Consider the following 18,612-nt stretch of genomic DNA (forward strand, 5'->3'; position numbering starts at 1 on the left):
ATGTCACTCACACAATCAAGTGTGCTTGGACTTTGTCTTATTGAATCAATAACGACAAAGYTTCTATTTGAGTCCGGCAAAAACAAAACCTTAGTTGTTTTCATGCAAGACCTTTTGGGGTTGTATGGTTAAGTGACTAAGCGTAGACGGTGGATGCCTTGGCAGTCAGAGGCGATGAAGGACGTATTAACTTGCGAAAAGCCCAGATAAGGCAGTAAAAGCCATTTGAATCTGGGATATCCGAATGGGGAAACCCACCTGCATAAGCAGGTATCTTAGCGTGAAYACATAGCGCTAAGAGGCGAACTCGGGGAACTGAAACATCTAAGTACCCGAAGGAAAAGAAATCAATTGAGATTCCGGCAGTAGCGGCGAGCGACCCCGGATTAGCCCTTAAGCAGACTTGGCGTTAGGTGAACAGGTTGGAAAACCTGGCAATAAAGGGTGATAGCCCCGTAACCGACGGCGCCATATTTGTGAAAACGAGTARGACGGGACACGTGATATCTTGTCTGAACATGGGGGGACCATCCTCCAAGGCTAAATACTCCTGACTGACCGATAGTGAACCAGTACCGTGAGGGAAAGGCGAAAAGAACCCCTGTGAGGGGAGTGAAATAGAACCTGAAACCGTCTACGTACAAGCAGTGGGAGCCTCCTTTGTGGGGTGACCGCGTACCTTTTGTATAATGGGTCAGCGACTTAATGTTAGTAGCAAGGTTAACCGCATAGGGGAGCCGTAGGGAAACCGAGTCTTAACTGGGCGYGTAGTTGCTAGCATTAGACCCGAAACCGAGTGATCTAGCCATGGGCAGGTTGAAGGTTGAGTAACATCAACTGGAGGACCGAACTCACTAACGTTGAAAAGTTAGGAGATGACCTGTGGCTAGGGGTGAAAGGCCAATCAAACTCGGAGATAGCTGGTTCTCCCCGAAAGCTATTTAGGTAGCGCCTCGGACGAACACTACTGGGGGTAGAGCACTGTTAAGGCTAGGGGGTCATCCCGACTTACCAACCCTTTGCAAACTCCGAATACCAGTAAGTGCTATCCGGGAGACACACGGCGGGTGCTAACGTCCGTCGTGGAGAGGGAAACAACCCAGACCGCCAGCTAAGGTCCCAAAGTTATCGCTAAGTGGGAAACGATGTGGGAAGGCTCAGACAGCCAGGATGTTGGCTTAGAAGCAGCCATCATTTAAAGAAAGCGTAATAGCTCACTGGTCGAGTCGGCCTGCGCGGAAGATGTAACGGGGCTAAGCGATACACCGAAGCTGCGGCAATGCGATTTATCGTATTGGGTAGGGGAGCGTTGTGTAAGCCGTTGAAGGTGTGCTGAGAGGCATGCTGGAGGTATCACAAGTGCGAATGCTGACATGAGTAACGATAAWGGGGGTGAAAAACCTCCWCGCCGGAAGACCAAGGGTTCCTGTCCAACGTTAATCGGGGCAGGGTAAGTCGGCCCCTAAGGCGAGGCCGAAAGGCGTAGTCGATGGGAAACGGGTTAATATTCCCGTACTGCTRCTTACTGCGATGGGGGGACGGAGAAGGCTAGGTGGGCCTGGCGAYGGTTGTCCAGGTTCAAGGGTGTAGGCTGTAATCTTAGGCAAATCCGGGATTACGYACGGTCGAGACCCGATGTCGAGCCACCAAGGTGGTGAAGTCATTGATGCCATGCTTCCGGGAAAAGCCTCTAAGCTTCAGGTAAGTAGGAACCGTACTCCAAACCGACACAGGTGGTCGGGTAGAGAATACCAAGGCGCTTGAGAGAACTCGGGTGAAGGAACTAGGCAAAATGGTACCGTAACTTCGGGAGAAGGTACGCTGCCCAMGGTGAAGTCCCTYGCGGATGGAGCTATGGGCAGTCGCAGATACCAGGTGGCTGCAACTGTTTATTAAAAACACAGCACTGTGCAAAATCGAAAGATGACGTATACGGTGTGACGCCTGCCCGGTGCCGGAAGGTTAATTGATGTGGTTATCGCAAGAGAAGCCATTGATCGAAGCCCCGGTAAACGGCGGCCGTAACTATAACGGTCCTAAGGTAGCGAAATTCCTTGTCGGGTAAGTTCCGACCTGCACGAATGGCGTAATGATGGCCACGCTGTCTCCACCCGAGACTCAGTGAAATTGAAATCGCAGTGAAGATGCTGTGTACCCGCGGCTAGACGGAAAGACCCCGTGAACCTTTACTACAGCTTGGCACTGAACATTGAGCCTACATGTGTAGGATAGGTGGGAGGCTTTGAAACGGCGACGCCAGTTGTCGTGGAGCCATCCTTGAAATACCACCCTTGTATGTTTGATGTTCTAACTTAGCCCCCTAATCGGGGGTGAGGACAGTGCCTGGTGGGTAGTTTGACTGGGGCGGTCTCCTCCCAAAGCGTAACGGAGGAGCACGAAGGTGGGCTAATCACGGTCGGACATCGTGAGGTTAGTGCAATGGCATAAGCCCGCTTAACTGCGAGAGTGACGGCTCGAGCAGGTACGAAAGTAGGTCATAGTGATCCGGTGGTTCTGAATGGAAGGGCCATCGCTCAACGGATAAAAGGTACTCCGGGGATAACAGGCTGATACCGCCCAAGAGTTCATATCGACGGCGGTGTTTGGCACCTCGATGTCGGCTCATCACATCCTGGGGCTGAAGTCGGTCCCAAGGGTATGGCTGTTCGCCATTTAAAGTGGTACGCGAGCTGGGTTTAGAACGTCGTGAGACAGTTCGGTCCCTATCTGCCGTGGGCGTTGGATGATTGAGGGGAGCTGCTCCTAGTACGAGAGGACCGGAGTGGACGAACCGCTGGTGTTCGGGTTGTGTCGCCAGACGCATTGCCCGGTAGCTAAGTTCGGCACAGATAAGCGCTGAAAGCATCTAAGCGCGAAGCTGGCCCCGAGATGAGTCATCCCTAGAGCTTCGAGCTCTCTAAAGGGTTGTCGTAGACTACGACGTTGATAGGCAGGGTGTGTAAGCGCTGTGAGGCGTTGAGCTAACCTGTACTAATTGCCCGTGCGGCTTAACCATACAACACCCAAGAGGTTTTGGGTTGGACTCGAAATAAGCCAGTTGATTGTGGCGAGAACGAAGAAGCAGCGCCGATGGTAGTGTGGGGTCTCCCCATGTGAGAGTAGGACATCGCCAGGCTCTCATTATCTAATTAGCGCTTAGTATTAGGCTTTAGTTAGAAAAAATTTAAGCATCAAAGCAATTAAGTGTAAGACTTTGATGACAAAACACCGAGTAAAACGTTGATAACGATTTTGCTGATATAGCTCAGTTGGTAGAGCGCACCCTTGGTAAGGGTGAGGTCGGCAGTTCAAATCTGCCTATCAGCACCAGAATTTTCTTGGCGGCCATAGCGTAACGGCACCACCTGAACCCATGCCGAACTCAGAAGTGAAACGTTGCTGCGCCGATGGTAGTGTGGGGTCTCCCCATGTGAGAGTAGGTCACTGCCAAGAGCTTATTTTAAGCCCTCCGCATTCGCGGAGGGCTTTTTCGTTTATAGTGTTTTTTAAAATACCTCATTCCTTTCTTATATCCCCGACTGCCCCATTGTTATCTCACCTTTTTGTTTGGTGTTGTTACCCTTTCACTATTCTTACTTATTCGGGTATCTCTGGGCGTTGATTATTGCTTGAGCTTCATGGGTCACTGGGGTATGTTATTAGATATCTGGACGTCTAAACATCTTAAATCTCAGGAGGCAGTGATGCCGATAAAAATTCCGGATCAGCTCCCCGCCACCAATATTTTGCGTCGAGAAAACATTTTCGTTATGTCGCAGACGCGTGCGGTGAGCCAAAACATTCGCCCATTGAAGGTGTTGTTACTCAACTTAATGCCCAAAAAAATTGAGACCGAGACGCAATTTATGCGCTTGCTCTCTAATAGCCCTTTACAGGTTGATGTCGAGCTTTTACGTATTGATAACCGACCCAGTAAAAACACGCCAACGGAACACTTAGACACCTTCTATCGCCAGTTTGAAGCCGTGCGTGAACGCAACTTTGATGGTCTTATCGTCACCGGGGCACCATTGGGCTTGGTGCAGTTTGAAGATGTGATTTACTGGGAGCATTTGCAAGATGTGATGAATTGGGCGCATCAGCATGTTACATCTACCCTTTACGTTTGCTGGGCGGCTCAAGCGGGTTTAAAGCTTCTTTACGATTTACCCAAAAAAACGCGCAAAGAGAAGTTATCTGGCGTCTATCAGCACCAGGTAAATGAAGCACTGGCTACGCATCCTTTATTGCGGGGGTTTGATGATAGCTTTCTCGCCCCTCACTCGCGGTACGCTGACTTTTCGCCAAGCTTTCTGGACGAACACACGGATCTCGATATTCTCGCCACCTCAGCACAAGCGGGCACTTACTTGGCGGCGACCAAGGATAAACGTAATGTGTTTGTGACAGGTCATCCCGAATATGACTCACATACGCTGCATCATGAATACCATCGCGATCTTGAAGAAGGGATGGAGCCTGTCGTCCCGATTAATTATTATCCTAATGATGATCCGTCTCAACCCCCCTATGTGAGTTGGCGGAGTCATGGGCACTTACTCTTTGCCAATTGGTTGAACTATTGTGTCTATCAGCTGACGCCGTTTAATCTGGCTGAATTTTCACAATCTAACTTTACGCTCGACGAATAGCAAAAAGGCGCCTATTGGCGCCTTGTTGAGAAAGAGTGTTTATACACGGGGATTGTCGATTTTCTCTTGAGCGGCATTGGCTTTATCAACCATTCCTGTCATGGTCGATCCTTGTACGAGAATAGAGAAAACCACCACCGCATAAGTCATGATTAAAATCAGTTCACGGACGTCGATATTCTTCTCAGGGACGACCATCACACCAGCCGGCACTGCCATGGCCATGGCAAGGGCTAAGCCACCTCTTAGGCCTCCCCAACTCAAAATACGAACGGCCCAAGGGTTGTATTGACGAAATCGATTGAAGCCGAAATAGCAGGCTTTCACACTGAGATAACGAGCGAACAGCACAACGGGTACAACTGCGGCCATAATGATCCAGTCTTCCTTATGGAAGCTAATCTGTAATAGGCTGACCCCGATCAACAAGAACAGTAAACTATTCAAAAACTCATCGATCAATTCCCAAAAATGGTCAAGATGATCCTCACTCTCTTTGGAGAAGCCAATAAAGCGAGTCCAGTTACCGATCATAATGCCAGATACCACCATCGCCAGTGGCCCGGAAACATGCAACATATCGGCGAGCACATACCCCGCGCTAGGAATAGCCAATGTCAGTAGCAGTTCCATGGAATGGTCATTGGTCGCGCAGATCAAACGGTGAAACAGGTAACCCAATATCAGACCGTATAAAATCCCACCGATAGCTTCTTGTAAGAACAATGCGATCGTACCACCGAGTGTCGGCTCGCTGTCGCCAAACGCCAAGGTAAAAAGCGTCACGAAAATAACAATCCCGACCCCGTCGTTAAACAGTGACTCTCCCTCGATTTGGGTGGTGATCCGCCTAGGTGCCTGTAGCCGCTTAACAATGGCTAACACCGCGATAGGATCGGTTGGAGAAATCAGCGCCCCAAACAATAAACAATAGATAAAATCAAAAGGAATGCCGATCAGTTGGAAGACGCCCCAAATACCGGCACCAACCAGCGAGACAGAGACCAACAGGCCGCCGAGAACGAGGGTGGTGATTTCCCATTTTTGATCAGAGAAATGGGGAAGCTTGACACCAATACCGCCCGCAAATAAAAGGAAACCGAGTACGCCTTTGAGTAAAAAGGCATCAAAGTGGATATCGGTCAATATTTGCTCTGCCATCGCCTTTAACGGAATGGCTTGGTATTGACCGGCGATCACGATCAAAAGAGAAAGGAGTAGAGAGCTTGCAGTGATCGCGATAGTCGTTTGTACTCGGCTGATTTTACTATTAATAAAGGCGATGAAGATGGCAGCAGCAGCCATGAAACTGAGGATTGCGTAGGTAGACATGCAGCTTCCTAGTACGACGAGGAATGAAAGAGTTACAAAATATTAATAGAAATTACGCTCAAAACGAACAGCTGAATTGAAATAGATCAAAATTAATCGATATTTATAGACGTCTAGATTTCCAAAATGGCTGTGGTAGGATAAAACTATCGCAATCAGGATGGTGATATCACGGGGTAAGAATGGATCGATTAACACAGCGTCTCTCTAAGTGTATTTTGGTGATCGATGGCGGTATGGGCACCATGATCCAAGGCTTAGGACTCGGCGAAGCCGATTACCGCGGCGCACGCTTTAAAGACTGGCATTGTGATGTGAAAGGTAACAATGACCTTTTGGTACTGACGCAGCCTGAAAAAATAGCAGCGTTACACAGCGACTATCTGGCCGCGGGCGCGGACATCATAGAAACCAATACGTTCAACGCGACCCAGATAGCCATGGCCGATTACGACATGCAGGCCATCAGTGCGGAGATAAATTTAGCTGCTGCGCGTCTTGCTCGCGACGTGGCTGACCACTGGACGGCGAAAACCCCAGAAAAACCACGCTTTGTTGCTGGGGTTCTCGGACCCACGAATCGCACTTGCTCTCTCTCTCCAGATGTGAACGATCCTGGCTTTCGCAATGTCACCTTTGATCAATTGGTTGAGGGGTATGCGGAGTCCACTGAGGCGTTGATGGATGGTGGTGTTGATCTCATCATGTTGGAAACCATCTTTGATACCTTGAACGCGAAAGCCTGTGCCTTTGCTGTTGAAAAAGTCTTTGATGCCCGAGGTGTGCGCTTACCCATTATGATCTCTGGCACCATCACCGATGCGTCTGGTCGTACGCTCTCTGGGCAAACCACCGCGGCGTTTTATCACTCTTTACGCCACGTCGAACCGCTTTCTTTTGGTTTGAACTGTGCGCTGGGGCCAGCCGAATTGCGTCAGTACGTCAAAGAGCTCAGTGAGATCTGCGAAGGATTTGTTTCGGTTCATCCCAATGCCGGTTTACCCAATGCGTTTGGCGAATACGATCTCTCGTCTGAAGACATGGCAAAACATATCGACGAATGGGCCGCTTCTGGCTTTATTAACTTGGTGGGTGGGTGCTGTGGTACCACGCCCGAGCATATTCAAGCGATCAGCGAAGTGGTGGCGAAACATGCCCCCCGTGCGCGCCCCTCTCAGTCTGTGGCATGTCGACTATCAGGGCTAGAACCGCTGACTATTAATGCTGAAAGCCTGTTCGTGAACGTGGGGGAGCGCACCAATGTCACTGGGTCGGCGCGTTTTAAGCGTTTAATCGTCGAAGAACAATACGACGAAGCGCTTGAGGTGGCGTTACAGCAAGTGGAAAACGGGGCGCAAATCATCGATATCAATATGGATGAGGGCATGTTGGATGCACAGCAAGCCATGGTACGTTTTCTCAATCTGTGTGCGGCTGAGCCCGATATTGCTCGGGTACCGGTGATGATTGACTCCTCAAAGTGGGAGATCATTGAAGCCGGACTGAAGTGTATCCAAGGTAAAGGGATTGTGAACTCAATTTCTCTTAAAGAGGGGGAAGCCGCGTTTATTCAACAAGCCCACTTAGTCCGTCGATACGGTGCCGCTGTGATTGTGATGGCGTTTGATGAGCAAGGCCAGGCTGATACACGTGAACGTAAAGTCGAGATTTGCACGCGCGCGTATCATCTGCTGGTTGATCAAGTCGGCTTCCCGCCGGAAGACATTATCTTTGATCCTAATATATTTGCGGTGGCCACCGGCATTGATGAGCATAATAACTACGCGGTCGACTTCATCAACGCGGTCGCAGATATCAAACAAACCCTGCCGCATGCCATGATTTCAGGTGGCGTGTCTAACGTGTCTTTTTCGTTTCGCGGAAACAACCCAGTGCGTGAGGCGATCCATGCGGTGTTTCTCTACCATTGCATTAAAAACGGTATGGACATGGGCATCGTCAATGCCGGCCAGTTAGCCATTTATGATGATTTGCCTGAATCGCTGCGTCTGGCGGTGGAAGATGTGGTGCTTAACAAAGACGATGGTGCCACGGAACGTTTACTGGCGTTGGCGGACAGCTACCGCGACCGCGGTGAAAACGAAGTGGCAGAAACCGCGGAGTGGCGCAGTTGGCCAGTGGATAAACGGCTTGAACATGCACTGGTTAAAGGCATTACCGAATTTATTGTTGAAGATACTGAGCTAGCTCGAGCGGCGGCGAGTAAACCCTTGGAAGTGATAGAAGGCCCACTGATGGCGGGCATGAATGTGGTGGGAGACTTATTTGGTGAAGGTAAGATGTTCCTGCCGCAAGTGGTAAAGTCGGCGCGGGTGATGAAACAAGCCGTGGCCTATCTTGAACCTTACATCAACGCTGAAAAGCAACAAGGGCAGACCAATGGCAAGATCTTACTTGCCACGGTAAAAGGCGACGTGCATGACATTGGCAAAAACATTGTCGGCGTAGTGCTGCAATGCAATAACTTCGAGATTATTGATCTCGGTGTGATGGTGCCGACCGATAAAATCCTGTCAGTGGCGCGCGAGGAGCAAGTCGACATTATTGGTTTGTCAGGCCTTATCACGCCGTCGTTGGATGAAATGGTGAATGTCGCCAAAGAAATGGAAAGACAAGGGTTTGATATTCCGCTATTGATTGGGGGGGCGACCACATCCAAAGCGCATACCGCGGTGAAAATAGAGCAGCACTACCAGGCTCCTGTGGTGTATGTGTCGAATGCGTCACGTGCCGTTGGCGTTTGTGCATCGCTATTATCGCCGGCTCAATATCCGGACTTTGTGGCGCGCTTACAAAAAGAGTATCTGTCAGTACGAGAGCAGCACCAACGCAAGACACCCCGCACTCCGCCTGTCACCCTGGACGCGGCAAGGGCAAACAAATGGCAAACCGATTGGGCCAATTACACGCCGCCCCAGCCGGCGAGGCCGGGCGTCCATGTTTACGATGATGTCTCGATAGCGACATTACGTCAGTATATCGATTGGACCCCTTTCTTTATGACCTGGTCCCTGAGCGGCAAATTCCCAGCGATTTTAGACCACGAGCTGGTGGGTGAAGAAGCACGCCGTTTGTATGAAGACGCTAATGCTTGGCTCGACCGGTTTGAGCACGAAGGATTGATCGCCGCAAAAGGGGTGTGTGGTGTCTTTCCTGCCAACAGCCTAGAGGACGATATCGAGGTGTATACTGACGCATCACGGCAAACGGTAGGCACGGTACTAAACCATTTACGTCAGCAAACCCAAAAGCCACGCGGCGCCAATTATTGCTTGTCGGACTTTATCGCGCCGAAAACCAGTGGTCAGCCTGATTGGATTGGTGCGTTTGCGGTGACAGGCGGCATTGGCGAGTATGCCTTGGCGGAAGGTTATAAAGTTGTAGGGGATGATTACAACGCGATCATGATCCAAGCGGTCGCCGATCGATTAGCAGAAGCCTTTGCAGAATACCTGCACCAGCAAATTCGGATCTCATTGTGGGGCTATGCGCCCAATGAGACGCTCGATAACGACGCCTTGATCCGGGAGCAATACCAAGGGATCCGGCCGGCTCCGGGTTATGCTGCCTGCCCTGAGCACAGCGAGAAAGGCAAAATTTGGCAGTTGCTCTCGGTAGAAGCGCATACGGGCATGACGCTCACCGAAAGCTATGCCATGTGGCCAGGCGCATCTGTGTCGGGGTGGTACTTCTCACATCCTGAATCACGCTACTTTGCGGTGGCGAAGATTCAAAATGATCAACGTGACAGTTATGCGGCGCGCAAAGGGTGGAGCAGCAAAGACGCGGAAAAATGGCTCGGGCCAAACTTAAACGCCTAATGAAAAAAGACCAGCACATCACATGTGCTGGCCTTTTTTTACTCAAATAAGTCAGCGTGTAATCGCTGTACGACATGGGTCGCGTCATGATCGTCGACCACCACACAGACATTGTGATTGCTGGCACCATAGCAAATCATGCGCAGTTTATATTGGGCTAGCGCACTAAATACCGGCGCTGTCGCGCCCGGTGTGTGATTCATCTCGTTACCGATCAGCGCAACAACCGCTAGATTCGCACAGATCTCTACCTGACATAACTGCGTGAGCGCGGCGATGGCAGCCTCCGGCAGCTGCGGTGCGTCACCCTGGGTATGGGTTTGATCCAGCGTCAGAGAGACACTGACCTCCGAGGTCGTGATTAAATCGACTGAGATTTCAAAGCGCGCCAAGATCTCAAACACCTTGGCCAAAAAACCACAAGCATGAAACATGTTTAAGCTGGTCAGTGTCACCATGGTCTGGTTGCGCCTGAGGGCTACGGCACGAAACAGCGGCGCTGAGTGTGCTTGCTCACGGATCCAGGTACCGCCTTGTTCGGGGGCTCTCGCCGCGCCGACAAATACCGGGATATGCTGGCGTACCGCGGGCACTAACGTCGATGGATGGAGGATCTTGGCACCAAAGGTAGCCATTTCCGAGGCTTCGCTAAAGCTAATTTCACTGATAGGACGAGCACGATCAGTCACCCGTGGATCGGTGGTATAAATCCCGGGGACATCGGTCCAGATGGCCAAGCTTTCTGCTCCGATCGCCTCGGCGAATAGCGCGGCACTGTAGTCACTGCCGCCGCGGCCTAAGGTAGTGGTGTGCCCGTTCGCATCAGCACCGATAAACCCTTGCGTGACCACTAAATGCGTTGCTAAGCGGGGGAGTAATTGGTTCTGGCACTGAATCTTGGTTTGTTGTCGATCCGGTTGGGCACAGCCGAAGTGACTATCGGTGCGCAATAACGCTCGCGCATCGGCCCTCACCGTGGCCATGCCTCGGCTATTGAGCAAGTGAGTAAAAATATAGGTTGAGATGAGCTCACCACAAGCGACTAACGCATCCGTTAACGCTGTACTGGGAGCAGATGCTGCGGTATTTGCATAGTCGGCAATCGTTTGGTGCCAGTCATCGACTGCTGTTTGCGTGTCCTGGCAAGCGGGAAGCGCGTTTAATATCGCTTGATGGATAGCGGTGATGGCAACCAGTTTGTCTTGACGTACTTGCGGGTCGTTGATCCCTTGTGCCAGTGCAACCAAGTGATTGGTGACGCCTGCGCACGCACTGATCACCACAAAGCGGGTATGTGGGTTTTGCTCGATCACATCAGCGCTTTGTTGCATGGCATCGATAGTGCCAACGCTCGTCCCGCCAAACTTAGCGACCGAAATCGGTGGTAATGGGTTCACGTCCTTTTCCCCTCTCATCATACAAATGGGTCTTAATCAATTCATTATGGGGAACATCAGAAGTCACATCGTGACCGCGGTAGGGACCGCAAAAAAGAAGGAAGAGCAAACGGCAGGCATGGACTGCCAGAAGCGCTCCACCTGTCTTCCTGTAGGGATGACAAGTGACAGCCTGAAGGATTCAGCCTCCTAGGCCGGCAGCGTTTCGCCCCCAAGCTTACGCCACCTCGGCATTGTCTCCCCTGATTATCATACCTTGGAGTGGGGCTCCGCATGATAACTGCCTGAGAAATGCACCTCTTCTGCATGTTCAGTCCCGGGTTGGTTACCCCATGAACAGCATTTACATTACGGGCGAGATGACAGGGTGTCAACTGCCTTTTGGTCACGATCAGTGCCTTGGCAAAATTGTCCAGCGATCACACAGTTCACGTGCCAGCCAATAGGGATATGGCGAAAAAATATGCTATAACGGTCATCTGTGTGTACCAACAACAAGGAAAGGTTATGGCACGTTCAATTTCCGAGATTCAATCTTTTCAGCCCGTGGCTCGCACGTTAATGGGCCCGGGCCCCTCTGATATTTATCCTGCAGTGCTACAGGCACTCAGCCGTCCGACTGTCGGACATCTTGACCCTTTGTTTATCGCGATGATGGATGAAGTCAAACAACTGCTTCAATATGCGTTTCAAACCGACAACCCTTTTACCCTGGCGATTTCGGCACCAGGCAGTGCCGGGATGGAAGCTTGCTTTGTCAACTTAGTTGAACCGGGTGAAAAAGTGATTGTCTGTCGCAATGGTGTGTTTGGCGATCGTATGCGGGAAAATGTCGAGCGTTGCGGCGCGACAGCAGTGATGGTCGACGATGCCTGGGGTGCGCCTGTTAGTCCAGAAAAAGTTGAGGCTGCGTTAAAAGCCCATCCGGATGCCAGCACGCTTGCGTTTGTCCATGCTGAAACCTCAACCGGCGCTTGTTCTGATGCGCAAACACTGGCGAGATTGGCGCGGGAGCACGGTTGCTTAACCATTGTCGACGCCGTGACTTCACTCGGTGGCGTGCCATTGAAAGTCGATGAGTGGCAGCTCGATGCCGTGTATTCCGGTAGCCAAAAATGTTTGTCATGTGTCCCTGGCTTATCGCCTGTCACCTTCTCACCGCGTGCTGTGGCTAAAATGCAATCGCGAACCCACAAGGTACAAAGTTGGTTTCTCGATCAAAGCCTGGTGCTTGGTTATTGGAGCGGAGAAGGGAAACGCAGCTATCACCATACCGCGCCGGTCAATAGTTTGTATGCCTTGCATGAGTCGTTATTGCGGCTCTATCAAGAAGGGCTTGAGCACGCATGGCAACGTCATCAAGACATGCATCAACACCTCAAAGCAGGGCTGGATGAGCTCGGTATCACTTTTGTGGTTGATCAGCCTTACCGTTTGCCGCAGCTTAACGCGGTCACTATTCCGGATGGCGTGGACGATGCGGCAGTACGTCAGCACCTGCTCACGACCTATAACCTCGAAATTGGTGCCGGCTTAGGCGATCTCGCCGGTAAAGCGTGGCGCATTGGCTTAATGGGCTACGGGGCACGGCATGAGAATGTGGCGCTGTGTCTGAAAGCGTTAGAAAACGCGTTACGTTAAGGCGTTAAGGTATCGGGCAAGGTATGGCGAGTGGTCCATACTTTGCTTGCTTGCGGGTATAAATAGCGCGCTTCTTGTTGAATATCGCGTGCGCGTTGGTGATCACCAATTTGTAACGCAACCTGATACGCATGCTGATAGCCCGAAAAGCGTGGGCGTTGCGCGACTTGACGTAGTAAATCATCCAAATGCTGGTGGCGTGCTACGTCAGATAAGTGCGCCAAATTCGCTTGAAAGTGACGGTCTTGTTGCGCGCGGTGCAGTTGTTGCTGCCACCATGGGTGTTGCTGATACAAGGTAAAACGCTGCGAACTTAATAAGGAATCACGCAGATAGCGATTGGCGAGGTAAACGGATGACAAGCTCAGTAAGGTGACGAGCACCAGCGCCATGATCACACTGCGGCTCGCGACACGCTGACTATAACGGTGTGAAAACACGGGATAACGACGATATCGACTGGTTAAGTTGTCTAACCAATACAACCAAATCAATAACAATACCCCGTTAAACCACTGTGTGCCACTGGCTGGATAAATCATCAGGCCGGTCAGTGGTGGCAATACTAAGGCGATCAATATTCTACGTGTCCCTGACGGTGCACGTAGAATACGAAGTGTTAGCGCGGCCAACACCACAAGATAGCCGCAGGCGACAACGAGCCCCCCTTCAAGGAGCCACAGGATTAAAGCACTGGGTAACGTCACCGGGCCGGAATGATTCGGTTGTGAGGCAGACAGTAATAGCAACGTTGACTGACCATTGCCCATGCCCACTCCAAAAAATGGCGTCATTTGCCATTGCTGCCACGCCAGCATCAGTGCGCGCTGATCGTCGGCGGTGAGCCAGTGCCAGTTGTCTTGACCACTGAGACCAAATACCGCCAAAAATGCCCCTGCCGAGATAGCGATCATCCACATACGATGCTGGCGTCGCGAGGCAAACCGGGCTAAATACACTTGTTGTAAGCCAATCGCACACAGGGCGAATAGCAACAGTAAGGGTTGCTCTTGCATCGCCAATATCGGAATCAACACAAGCGGTGTTAACGCGAGTAAGCCTTGGCTAACCGGGTGGCGATATCGACCACTGGGCTCTCTGGCCAAAATGTAGGCGGCGAGCGTGACTCCGGTTAACAATAAGGTGTGAGTCACGGCTGGAGGGAGGTGAGGGACCCATTGATCAAACATAAAGGGTGCCATGCCCGGCGGAGGCTGGTTCCCTAATACCGACAATACCGCTAACCAGGAGGCCAACAATAAGACGGCCAGTAGTTTTTGTCGTTGGGCGTGATTAAAAATAAACTGCTGTAGGGCTGAGAAAAAGCCAAAGCTTAGCGCTAAAACGATGAGCGCATAGCCACTATTGTGGCCCAGTGCCTGCGGATAAAAATAGGGCATCATCGCCAAGCCGGTCGCAAGTGCCAATGTGCCGGTCAGCCGAGTGGCTCGCCATGTGTGTTGACGGATAACCTCCAAACTGGCGAACCCAAGCGCAAATGCCAAGGTGAGTAATGATAGCGCCGCCGCCGGGTGACGTATGCCTACCAGCGGCAGAGCAACCGAGTAAAGAGGCAGACAAATCAGCCACAATACCGTTAAGGTCACCAAAAAGTGCACCGTCAACGGCTTGCGTATGACACGACTAGGCGGCAGCACTAACGTCATTATCGCTCCAACATTGGCTTGAGGAAGTGGGCCGTGTGGCTGCCGATCACATCGACAATCGATTCCGGTGTGCCTTGGGCGATAATTTCACCCCCGCCATTGCCGCCCTCAGGCCCCAGATCGATGATCCAGTCGGCCGTCTTGATCACATCTAAATTATGTTCAATAACCACAATAGTATTCCCTTGCTCACGTAGGCGGTGGAGAACATTGAGCAGTTGTTGAATATCATGAAAGTGTAACCCTGTGGTTGGCTCATCAAGAATATATAAGGTTTTACCGGTATCGCGTTTGGACAGCTCTCGGGCTAACTTCACCCGTTGCGCTTCACCACCAGACAAGGTCGTCGCCGCTTGGCCTAGGCGCACATAGCTCAAGCCAACATCCATCAAGGTTTGCAGCTTACGCTTAATGGCTGGCACTGCATCAAAGAATTCACGCGCGTCTTCCACTGTCATTGCCAGGACTTCATCGATGGTTTTGCCTTTATAGCGTACTTCAAGTGTCTCGCGGTTGTAGCGTTTGCCCTTACACACATCACAAGGGACATACACATCCGGCAAAAAGTGCATTTCTACTTTGATGACCCCATCGCCTTGACAGGCCTCACAGCGGCCACCGCGTACGTTAAAACTAAAGCGACCCACCTTGTAGCCTCGTGCCCGTGCTTCTTGTGTGCCGGCAAACAGTTCACGAATCGGGGTAAAGATCCCAGTGTAAGTGGCGGGATTTGAGCGCGGCGTACGGCCAATGGGGCTTTGATCGATGTCGATAACCTTATCAAAGTGTCCTAGGCCATCAATCTCGGCATACGGCGCAGGATCCGCGGTCGTGGCACCGTTTAATTGCTGGTGGGCGACTTTAAAGAAGGTATCGTTGATGAGGGTTGATTTTCCAGATCCCGACACGCCCGTGACACAAGTGAGTAAGCCGACAGGTAAGTGCAGGTCCACATTTTTGAGGTTGTTTCCGGTTGCACCTTTGAGCGTCAACATCTTGTTGGGATCGCGCGGTATCCGTTGTGCTGGCACCGCAATCGCTTGTTTGCCAGAAAGATACTGCCCGGTAAGTGAATGCTCACTGGCAAGAATATCGTCAAGGCTGCCTTCTGCCACGATCTCGCCCCCGTGCGCGCCCGCGCCTGGGCCTATATCGATAATGTAATCCGCGGCACGAATAGCGTCTTCATCATGTTCAACCACCATCACGGTATTGCCCAGATCGCGCAAGTGCTCCAAGGTATCCAGTAAGCGCGCGTTATCTCGTTGATGCAAGCCAATCGATGGTTCATCCAATACGTACATCACACCGACAAGGCCAGCACCAATTTGACTGGCGAGTCGAATGCGTTGGGCTTCTCCCCCGGATAAGGTATCGGCGCTACGTGACAAGTTAAGGTAATTGAGCCCGACATTGACCAAAAAGCGTAACCTGTCATGGATTTCTTTCATCACCTTTTCGGCGATTTTTGCACGTTGGCCGCTAAGCGACAGTTGTTCAAAGAAATCGAGCGCCTGCTGAATGCTGAGCTCACAAATTTCTGGCAGGTTACGGTTATCGATAAAAACATGTCGAGCTTCTTGACGTAAACGCGAGCCACCGCAGCTGGCGCAGGGCTTAGTGGCAATATATTTGGCGAGTTCGTCGCGCACCGCATTAGACTCGGTATCGCGATAACGGCGCTCCATGTTATTGAGGATCCCCTCAAACGGATGCTTACGTACGCGAATATCGCCACGATCGTTGACGTATTTAAACTCGATCTCTTTCGGCCCCGACCCATATAAAAGTATATCTTGCATGGTGCCGGAGAGATCTTGCCAGGGCGTTTCCAGATCAAAACCGTAATGCTCAGACAGTGAACGCAGCATTTGGAAGTAATAAAAGTTACGACGATCCCAGCCTCGGATCGCACCACCTGCGAGACTGACCGCAGGGTTTTGAATCACGCGTTTGCGATCAAAGTACTGCTGAACGCCTAACCCGTCACAGGTGCCACACGCACCGGCGGGATTATTAAATGAGAACAAGCGAGGCTCTAGCTCTTGCATGCTGTAACCACAATGGGGGCAGGCAAAGTTAGCAGAAAAAATGATTTCTTCACCGTCGCCGTCCATCCAGCTGATGACCGCACTGCCACCCGTGAGTTCGAGCGCGGTTTCAAAGGATTCAGCTAAACGTTGTTGTTGATCGTCGCGTACTTTAAATCGGTCAACCACCACTTCGATGGTGTGTTTTTTTTGCAGCTCCAGCGTGGGTGGATCGGACAGATCACACACCTCGCCATTGATCCGCGCACGAATAAACCCTTGAGCAGCGAGGTTTTCAAGTGTTTTTACATGCTCACCTTTTCGGTTTTTGATAATCGGTGCCAGCAGCATTAACTTACTGCCTTCAGGCAGGGCCAACACTTTATCCACCATTTGGCTAATGGTTTGTGCCGCTAGGGTGACATCATGGGTGGGGCAGCGTGGCTCTCCCACTCGGGCGTACAGCAAACGCAGATAGTCATAGACTTCAGTGATGGTGCCAACGGTGGAGCGGGGGTTATGTGATGTCGACTTTTGCTCAATCGAGATGGCGGGTGACAGCCCTTCGATATGGTCAACATCGGGTTTTTCCATCAAGGATAAAAATTGACGCGCATACGATGATAAAGACTCAACATAGCGACGTTGACCTTCGGCATACAAGGTATCGAAAGCGAGTGATGACTTCCCTGAGCCAGACAGGCCGGTGATGACAATTAACTTATCACGGGGGATGGTCACGTTAATATTTTTGAGGTTGTGCGTACGCGCGCCTCTGACGTCGATATTGTCCATTATTATCCTACTACTCAATCAGCTCACTGGTTGGTCGTTGAGTATCGCACAGACACGACCATGACCAAACAAAAAGGCTGTATATTTACACAGCCTTTGCTCGTATCGAAAAAACCACTCGCGCCAGTGCACCTGAGGCGACTACGGATTTTTGACGGTTGCCTCATCTTTGTTACTGCTACCGAGGTAGTGATGCTGATAGCAGTGATTTGTGGCCTCAATAAAGCCCTCAACACTGCCACAATCAAAGCGCTCGCCTTTAAATTTATAGGCAAGCACACAGCCTGACTGCGCTTGTTTTAGCAAGGCATCGGTGATCTGCACCTCACCATTTTTACCTGGTGGGGTGTTTTCTAACAGATCAAAGATATCGGGCGTGAGAATATAACGGCCAATAATCGCAAGATTGCTCGGTGCATTACCGGGATCGGGTTTTTCTACCATATTGTCTACGCGGAAAAGGTCATCTTTGATCTCTTGGCCCGCAATCACCCCATATTTATGGGTTTCATCTTCTGGCACTTCTTCGACGGCGACAATGGAGCAGCGGAACTGATTGTAGAGCGCGACCATCTGGTTAAGCACGCCGTTGCCTGGATGAATGCAAAGATCATCAGCAAGGACGACCGCAAAGGCCTCATCGCCAACTAAATCGCGTCCTGTCAGGATCGCGTGTCCTAACCCGCGCATYTCATGTTGGCGAATGTAAGTGAAKGAGGCTTTTTCTATYGTATTACGAATATCGTCCAGCAGTGCTTCTTTATTGGTGCCACTGATTTGATGYTCGAGCTCATAGTTTTTATCAAAATGGTCCATRATGGCATGTTTGCCGCGCCCTGTGACGATACACATACCATTGATGCCCGCTTCCAACGCTTCATCTACGCCATATTCAATCAGGGGTTTATTGACCACCGGCATCATTTCTTTCGGCATCGATTTGGTCGCCGGTAAAAAGCGGGTGCCATAGCCAGCCGCTGGGAACAGACATTTTTTAATCATCGTGGATCCTTTGTTTTATCGAGTCGCCATCAGCACGTTAGGCTGTATGTACGCCACTTACCGGCTTGCGAATAAGTGGCCACTCAGCRTATATCTTATGAGGCAAAACGTTTTTTATAGAGCAACAGTTTGTTATGGAGCAACAGTTTGTTATAAAGCAATAGTTTGTTATCGAGCAATAGTTTGCTGGGTTACAGGCAGCGACGCAAGTCGTAAGCATWCTCAGGGCGTGATAGCGTGACGGCTTCGGTATT

At 51.0% G+C, this 18,612-nt stretch carries 8 protein-coding genes, 1 tRNA gene, 2 rRNA genes and 1 riboswitch; of the genes, 6 read left to right on the forward strand and 5 right to left on the reverse strand.

Translation table 11 applies throughout. The features are described 5' to 3' along the window. Positions 1-126 precede the first annotated feature (126 nt). From BZG77_RS00005 to metA, 4 genes are all read left to right on the forward strand, one after another. Positions 127-3,016, forward strand: a 23S ribosomal RNA gene (locus BZG77_RS00005). Between the two features lie 238 nt (positions 3,017-3,254). Then, positions 3,255-3,330, forward strand: a tRNA-Thr gene (locus BZG77_RS00010). 7 nt (positions 3,331-3,337) lie between these two features. Further along, positions 3,338-3,453 (forward strand): 5S ribosomal RNA (gene rrf, locus BZG77_RS00015). A 251-nt stretch (positions 3,454-3,704) separates the two neighbouring features. Beyond that, entirely contained in the window at positions 3,705-4,652 is a 948-nt protein-coding gene (gene metA, locus BZG77_RS00020; RefSeq protein WP_077645715.1) for a homoserine O-acetyltransferase MetA, read from the forward strand. Between the two features lie 39 nt (positions 4,653-4,691). Here the strand turns inward: metA and BZG77_RS00025 are convergent, their stop codons facing one another. Continuing rightward, complete coding sequence (locus BZG77_RS00025) at positions 4,692-5,984, reverse strand: cation:proton antiporter (protein WP_077645716.1); 1,293 nt, start codon at positions 5,982-5,984, stop codon at positions 4,692-4,694. Between the two features lie 182 nt (positions 5,985-6,166). On the opposite strand from BZG77_RS00025, the gene metH reads away from it, so the two are divergent. Continuing rightward, entirely contained in the window at positions 6,167-9,826 is a 3,660-nt protein-coding gene (gene metH / locus BZG77_RS00030) for a methionine synthase (protein ID WP_077645717.1), read from the forward strand. Between the two features lie 38 nt (positions 9,827-9,864). On the opposite strand, the gene lysC is transcribed toward metH, so the two are convergent. Continuing rightward, positions 9,865-11,241: a lysine-sensitive aspartokinase 3 gene (lysC, locus tag BZG77_RS00035; protein ID WP_443216227.1), complete on the reverse strand. Its 1,377-nt coding sequence runs from the start codon at positions 11,239-11,241 to the stop codon at positions 9,865-9,867. Positions 11,242-11,345: 104 nt separating this feature from the next. Beyond that, positions 11,346-11,533, reverse strand: a riboswitch (Lysine riboswitch). 197 nt (positions 11,534-11,730) lie between these two features. Between lysC and BZG77_RS00040 the strand changes: the two genes are divergently transcribed. Continuing rightward, positions 11,731-12,864: a pyridoxal-phosphate-dependent aminotransferase family protein gene (locus tag BZG77_RS00040; RefSeq protein WP_077577322.1), complete on the forward strand. Its 1,134-nt coding sequence runs from the start codon at positions 11,731-11,733 to the stop codon at positions 12,862-12,864. Here the strand turns inward: BZG77_RS00040 and BZG77_RS00045 are convergent. The 3 genes from BZG77_RS00045 to galU form a co-directional block, all read right to left on the reverse strand. After that, a complete protein-coding gene (locus BZG77_RS00045) occupies positions 12,861-14,531 on the reverse strand; it encodes a Wzy polymerase domain-containing protein (protein WP_077645720.1) in 1,671 nt (556 codons plus the stop codon). The two genes, BZG77_RS00040 and BZG77_RS00045, sit on opposite strands and share 4 nt — an antisense overlap. Then, positions 14,531-17,356 carry an excinuclease ABC subunit UvrA gene (gene uvrA / locus BZG77_RS00050; protein ID WP_077577324.1) on the reverse strand — a complete coding sequence of 942 codons (2,826 nt, stop codon included), beginning with the start codon at positions 17,354-17,356 and terminating at the stop codon, positions 14,531-14,533. The genes BZG77_RS00045 and uvrA overlap by 1 nt, the downstream gene beginning before the upstream one ends. Positions 17,357-17,497: 141 nt before the next feature. Then, positions 17,498-18,358 (reverse strand): UTP--glucose-1-phosphate uridylyltransferase GalU, encoded by an 861-nt coding sequence (gene galU, locus BZG77_RS00055; RefSeq protein ID WP_077577325.1) that lies wholly within the window; start codon positions 18,356-18,358, stop codon positions 17,498-17,500. Positions 18,359-18,612: the final 254 nt, after the last annotated feature.

This window comes from Salinivibrio sp. IB643, from assembly GCF_001996105.1.
GTDB classification, from domain to species: Bacteria; Pseudomonadota; Gammaproteobacteria; order Enterobacterales; family Vibrionaceae; genus Salinivibrio; species Salinivibrio costicola.